At 77.2% G+C, this 6572-nt stretch carries 5 protein-coding genes; all 5 read right to left on the reverse strand.

Annotated elements, in window-relative coordinates:
- Positions 1-84: 84 nt before the first annotated feature.
- Positions 85-1458: a cobyrinate a,c-diamide synthase gene (locus tag ACWEO5_RS37645; RefSeq protein WP_452166584.1), complete on the reverse strand. Its 1374-nt coding sequence runs from the start codon at positions 1456-1458 to the stop codon at positions 85-87.
- Positions 1459-1471: 13 nt separating this feature from the next.
- Positions 1472-2068 carry a cob(I)yrinic acid a,c-diamide adenosyltransferase gene (cobO, locus tag ACWEO5_RS37650; protein ID WP_452166580.1) on the reverse strand — a complete coding sequence of 199 codons (597 nt, stop codon included), beginning with the start codon at positions 2066-2068 and terminating at the stop codon, positions 1472-1474.
- A gap of 5 nt (positions 2069-2073) precedes the next feature.
- Positions 2074-4119, reverse strand: coding sequence for a putative cobaltochelatase (locus tag ACWEO5_RS37655; protein ID WP_452166581.1), 2046 nt, complete (start codon positions 4117-4119; stop codon positions 2074-2076).
- Complete coding sequence (locus ACWEO5_RS37660) at positions 4116-5666, reverse strand: cobyric acid synthase (RefSeq protein ID WP_452166582.1); 1551 nt, start codon at positions 5664-5666, stop codon at positions 4116-4118. The genes ACWEO5_RS37655 and ACWEO5_RS37660 overlap by 4 nt, the downstream gene beginning before the upstream one ends.
- A gap of 85 nt (positions 5667-5751) precedes the next feature.
- Positions 5752-6572, reverse strand: an 821-nt coding sequence (cbiB, locus tag ACWEO5_RS37665) for an adenosylcobinamide-phosphate synthase CbiB (RefSeq protein WP_452166583.1), incomplete at its 5' end; no start/stop codon positions are given.

The raw sequence follows: 6572 nt of genomic DNA on the forward strand, positions 1-6572 counted from the left end.
GGGGCCTGGGTGAGACCCCCCCGGCCCGCCCAAGGGGGCCCCGCCCCCGGCGGCGGCACGCGCGGCCCCGCGGCCCCGTCGGCGTCAGCGGCCCCGCTCGGCCGCCCACGCGGCGGCGTGCCGGACCAGCCGGGACGGCAGCGCGGGCGCGCCCGTCCAGTGCAGGTGCAGGTACGAGGCGTGCACCGAGCCGTGCAGGTGGCCCTCGGTGTGCGGGCCGGCGGGGGTGCGCCAGCCCCAGGCGGGGGAGGGGCCGGCCGCCGGGTCGGTGGCGGTGCGGTGGAACTCGTGGCCGCGCACCCGGGAGCCGGCCGCCGCCAGCGGGGAGTCGGCGAGCGCCACCGCCTCCCGGTAGCCGAGGGTCAGCCGGGGGGTCATCCGGGCCGTGGCGTCCAGCACCCCGCACATCGGCAGGCCGTCCAACTCCCGTCCCAGGTACAGCAGTCCGGCGCACTCGCCGACCACCGGCGCCCCGCTCGCGGCCAGCTCGGCGACCGCCGCGCGCAGCGCCGCGTTGGCGCTCAGCTCGGAGACGTACACCTCGGGGAAGCCGCCGCCGATCACCAGCGCCGCCGTCCGCTCCGGCAGCCGCTCGTCGTGCAGCGGGTCGAAGGGCACCACCTCGGCCCCGGCGGCGGCCAGCAGTTCGGCGTTCTCCGCGTACGAGAAGGAGAACGCCGCGCCGCCCGCCAGCGCGATCCGCGGCCGGGGGCCGGTCGGCGGCTCGACCTCGGCCGCCGCGTCCCAGGGGGCCGCGGTGAGCGGCGGGGCGGTCCGGGCCAGTGCCAGCACCGCGTCCAAGTCCACTGAACGGCGGACGAGTTCGCCCATCTCGCGGACCGCCCGCAGCGCCTCCGCGGAGCGCTCCACGGCCGGGACCAGGCCCAGGTGCCGGGAGGGCGTGTCGACCGCCCCGGCCCGGCGGACCGCGCCCAGCACCGGCACGCCCGAGCCCTCCTCCAGGGCCTCGCGCAGCAGCGTCTCGTGCCGGTCCGAGGCGACCTTGTTCAGGATCACTCCGGCCAGCCGGACCTCCGGGTCCCAGGACGCGAAGCCGTGCACCAGCGCCGCCACCGACCGGGACTGCGAGGAGGCGTCCACCACCAGCACCACCGGCGCCCGCAGCAGCTTGGCGACCTGCGCGGTGGAGGCCAACTCGCCCCGCCCGGCGGCCCCGTCGTACAGGCCCATCACGCCCTCGACCACCGCGACGTCCGCCCCGGCCGCGCCGTGCGCGAACAGCGGGGCGATCCGCTCCGGGCCGCTCATCCAGGCGTCCAGGTTGCGGCCCGGGCGCCCGGCGGCCAGCGCGTGGTAGCCGGGGTCGATGTAGTCGGGGCCGACCTTGTGCGGGGAGACCTCCAGCCCGCGCGCGGCCAGCGCCGCGATCAGGCCGGTGGCGACCGTCGTCTTGCCCGCCCCGGAGGACGGCGCGGCCACCACCAGCCGCGGAATCACGTTGCTCAACCCGCTACCACTCGATACCGCGCTGGCCCTTGCGGCCCGCGTCCATCGGATGCTTCACCTTGGTCATCTCGGTGACCAGGTCGGCCAGTTCGGTCAACTCCGCGGGCGCGTACCGGCCGGTCACCACCACGTGCTGGCTGCCGGGGCGCTCCCGCAGCACCTCCACCACCTCCGCCACGTCGATCCAGCCCCAGTGCAGCGGGTAGGTGAACTCGTCCAGCACGTAGAACCGGTACGTCTCGGCCGCCAGGTCCCGCTTGACCTGCTCCCAGCCCTCCCGGGCCGCCTCCTCCGAGGACTCGATGTCGCGCTGCACCCAGGACCAGCCCGAACCCATCTTGTGCCAGGCCACCGTGCCGCCCTGCCCGGACTCGCCGAGCACCCGCAGCGCGTTCTCCTCGCCGACCTTCCACTTCGCCGACTTCACGAACTGGAACACCCCGACCGGCCAGCCCTGGTTCCAGGCCCGCAGCGCCATCCCGAACGCCGCCGTCGACTTCCCCTTGCCCGGCCCGGTGTGCACCGCCGTGATCGGCAGCGTCCGGCGCTGCCGCGTCGTCAGGCCGTCCTCCGGGACGTTCTCCGCCACTCCCTTGGGCATGCCGCTCACGCCGCCTTTCGCGTCATCGTCGTCGTCCGTGCTTCCCGCACCAGCGAGGCCACGCCCTCGGCCCGCAGTTCGTCCAGGCTCACCGCGTCACCGTTCAGGTGCGCGGCCAACTCCCGTGCCAGGCCCAGCCGGACGGGTCCGGACTCGCAGTCCAGCACCACCGCGGCCACGCCCTGCGCGGCCAGCAGGCCGGCCGCCCGGCGGGCCCGCGGCAGCGCGTCCTTGCCGCCGGTGGCCCGGCCGTCGGTCACCAGCACCAGCAGCGGGCGCCGGTCCGGGTCGCGCAGCCGCTCCACCCGCAGCACCTCGTGCGCCCGCAGCAGGCCCGCCTCCAGCGGCGTCCGGCCGCCGGTCGGCAGCTGCTCCAGCCGGGCCGCGCCCACCTCCACCGAGGAGGTCGGCGGCAGCGCCAGCTCGGCGCCCGCGCCCCGGAAGGTCACCAGGCCGACCTTGTCGCGGCGCTGGTAGGCGTCCATCAGCAGCGACAGCACCGCGCCCTTGACCGCGGTCATCCGCTGCCGGGCCGCCATCGAACCCGAGGCGTCCACCACGAACAGCACCAGGTTCGACTCCCGGCCCCGGCGCACCTGCTCGCGCAGGTCGTCCCGGCGCAGCACCAGCGCCCGCCCGGCCCGCCCGCGCGCCACCTGGTGCGGCGCGGCCGCGCGCAGCGTCGCGCTCAGGTGCAGCCGGGACAGCCGCCCGCGCGGCCGGCGGGCCCGGATCGTGTGCCCGGCGTCCGTCTCGGCGGGCGAACGGCGGCCCTGCGCGCCCCGGCCGGTGCCGTCCACCTTGAACAGCCTGGTGCGGTACGGCTGGTCGGCCGCGACCGGCGCCGACTCCGGTGCGCCGCCCGGGCGTTGCCGCGGAGGAGCGGGGGAATCGTCCGAACTCGCCTCCCCGGACGGGGCGTCGGGCTCACCGGGTTCCGGCGCACCGCCACCGCCGCCGTCCGGGCCGCCGCCGTCCGGGCGACCGCCCTCAGGACCGCCGCCGTCCGGGCCGTCGTCCTCCGGCCCGTCCTCCGGCTGCTGGTGCTCGGCCAGCGTCCGGTCCAGCTGCTCCTCGTCCAGCCCCGGCGCGTCGAACGGGTTGCGCCGCCGCCGGTGCGGCAGCGCCAGCCGGGCGGCCGTCCGGACGTCCTCCTCCCGCACCTCGGTGCGCCCCGCCCAGGCGGCCAGGGCCACCGCGGTGCGGGCCATCACGATGTCCGCGCGCAGGCCGTCCACCTCGAACGCCGCGCACACCGCCGTGATCTGACGCAGCGCCAGATCGGAGAGCTGCACGCTCGGCAGCAACTCCCGTGCGGCGGTGATCCGTTCGGCCAGCTCCCGCTCGCGCTCGTCCCAGCGCGCCGCGAAACCGGCCGGGTCGGCGTCGTACCCGAGCCGCCGCCGCACCACCTCGGCGCGCTCGTCCGGGTCCCGGGTGGCCGCGATCTCCACCGTCAGGCCGAACCGGTCCAGCAACTGCGGCCGCAGCTCGCCCTCCTCCGGGTTCATCGTCCCGACCAGCAGGAACCGGGCCGCGTGCCGCACCGACACGCCCTCCCGCTCCACGTACGAGCGCCCCATCGCCGCCGCGTCCAGCAGCAGGTCCACCAGGTGGTCCTGGAGCAGGTTGACCTCGTCGATGTACAGCACGCCGCGGTGCGCCTTCGCCAGCAGCCCCGGCTCGTACGCCTGCACGCCCTCGGCGAGCGCCCGCTCCAGGTCCAGCGAGCCGACCACCCGGTCCTCGGTGACGCCCACCGGCAACTCCACCAGGAACGCGGGCCGTTCGGCCGTCCGGTCGCCGTCGTGCGGCCCGTCCGGGCACTGCGGGTCCGGCGCCGCCGGGTCGCAGGCGAACCGGCAGCCCGGCACCGTGGCGATCGACGGCAGCAGCCCGGCCAGGGCCCGCACCATCGTCGACTTGGCGGTGCCCTTCTCGCCCCGCACCAGCACCCCGCCCACGGCCGGCGAGACCGCGTTCAGCAGCAGCCCCAGCCGCAGGTCGTCCATGCCCACGATCGCCGTGAACGGATAACGGGCCTCGGTCATTCGGCACTCCCCATCTCCAGCGGGGCCGGGGCCCCGGGCGGCACGAACGGCAGACCCGCCGGTGCCCCGTTCTCGATCAGCTTCCACAGCGCGTCGGTGTCGGCGTGTTCGGCCACCAGGTCGCCCAGCGCGTCGAGTTGACGCTCGCGGGCGGCGGCGAACGAGGTGTCCGGCGCCGGGACGAACGCCCGGCCCGCGGCGCGGGCCACCTCGGTCAGGAAGGCCCGCCGGAAGGCGTCGTTCTCCAGCAGGCCGTGCCAGGTGGTGCCCCACACCGCGCCCGCCCGGCAGCCGTCCAGCGGCCGCCCGGCGGCGTCCGTGACGAACGGCTCGCCGCCCTCCACCGTCACCACGCCGTGGTGGATCTCGTAGCCCTCCACCGGCTCGCCCAGCGCCACCCCCGACGGCCGGGCCAGTACCTTCCCGGCGCCGAACACCACCCGGGTCGGCAGCAGCCCCAGGCCGTCCACCGCACCGGACGACTTCGACTCCACCGGGTCCACGACCTCCCGGCCCAGCATCTGGTAGCCGCCGCACACCCCCAGCACCGGCCGCCCGGCCGCGGCCCGCGCCGCCAGCGGCTCCGCCAGGCCCCGCTCGCGCAGCCAGGCCAGGTCCGCGACGGTGGCCCGGGTGCCGGGCAGCACCACCAGGTCGGCGTCCGCCAGCTCCTCCGGGCCGGTCACCCAGCGCACCAGCACGCCCGGCTCCTGCGCCAGCGCGTCCACGTCCGTGAAGTTCGACAGCCGCGGCAGCCGCACCACCGCGACCCGCAGCACCTCCGCGCCCACCGGGCCGCCCGCCGCCGGACGGGACGCCACCGCGGCCAGGCCGAGCGAGTCCTCCGCGTCCAGCCACAGGCCCGGCAGCATCGGCAGCGTGCCCAGCACCGGACGGCCGGTCAGCCCGCGCAGCATCTCCAGCCCGGGTTCCAGCAGCCGGGCGTCGCCGCGGAACTTGTTGACGATCCAGCCCGCGACCAGCGCCTGGTCGCCCGGGGACAGCAGCGCCAGCGTCCCGAACATCGACGCGAACACCCCGCCCCGGTCGATGTCCCCGACCACCACGACCGGCAGCCGGGCCGCCGTCGCCAGGCCCATGTTGGCGATGTCCCCGTCCCGCAGGTTGATCTCCGCCGGGGAGCCCGCGCCCTCGCACACCACCACGTCGAAGCGCGCCCGCAGGTCCGCCAGGCACTCCAGCGCCCGCTCCAGCAGCACCGGCTTGCGCTCCCGGTAGTCCAGCGCGCCGACCTCCGCCACCGGCCGGCCCAGCAGCACCACCTGGCTGCGCCCGTCCGCGCCCGGCTTCAGCAGCACCGGGTTCATCGCCGCCTCCGGCGCCACCCCCGCGGCCTGCGCCTGCATCGCCTGCGCCCGCCCGATCTCCGCCCCGTCGGCCGTCACGAACGAGTTCAACGACATGTTCTGCGCCTTGAACGGCGCCACCCGCACCCCCTGCCGGGCCAGCCAGCGGCAGATGCCCGCCGTCACCACGCTCTTCCCGGCATCCGAGGTCGTACCGGCCACCAACAGCGCGCCGTTCACGGCAGAACTCCTTCGAGGAAGTGGAGGGGGAGGGACGCGGGCACGCCGGAGCCCCGCCCGGACGAGGGCAGTCGCAGCGGCGGGTTCACCCGCGGGCCCGCCCGCCCAGTGCCCGCGCACCCGGTACCCGCGCACCCAGCGCCCGCGCGCTCAGCGCCCGCCCGCCCAACGTCGTCAGCAGCGCCAGCGCGCCGACCCGGCGCGAGAGGCGGCAGGCCCGCTCGATGTCGGCCGCGCCGACCGGCGGCAGCTCCGCGCCCAGCACCGGCCGGTGCTCGACCCGCTCGCCGTAGCGCAGCGTCCCGCCCAGCCGCACGCCCAGCGCGCCCGCGAACGCCGCCTCCGCCTGGCCCGCGTTGGGGCTCGGGTGCGCGGAGCCGTCCCGCCGCCAGACCCGCCAGGTCCGGGCCGGGGCGCCGGACGCGGCGACCGCCAGCAGCGCGGTCAGCCGGGCCCCCGGCCAGCCCGCGACGTCGTCCAGCCGGGCCGACGCCCAGCCGAAGCGCCGGTAGCGGGCCGACTTGTGCCCCACCATCGCGTCCAGCGTGTTGACCGCCCGGAACGCCAGCAGCCCCGGCACGCCCGCGACGCCGCCCCACACCAGGGCGTTGACCACCGCGTCCGCGGTGTTCTCGGCGACCGACTCGACCACGGCCCGGGCCACCTGCCGCTCGTCCAGGCCGGACGGGTCGCGCCCGCACAGGTGCGGCAGCCGCTCCCGGGCGCCCGCCAGGTCGCCGTCCGCCAGCGAACGGCCGATCGCCGTCGCCTCCCGGGTCAGCGACGTCCCGCCCAGCACCGTGAAGGTGGCCGCCGACACCGTGTTCCTGTCTCGTGCTCGGCCGGGGCGGCGGTGCGGGTGGTTCCCGGCCGCTACTCCCGGCCCATGTCCCGGTGGACCAGCAC

This window comes from Kitasatospora sp. NPDC004272, assembly GCF_053603035.1.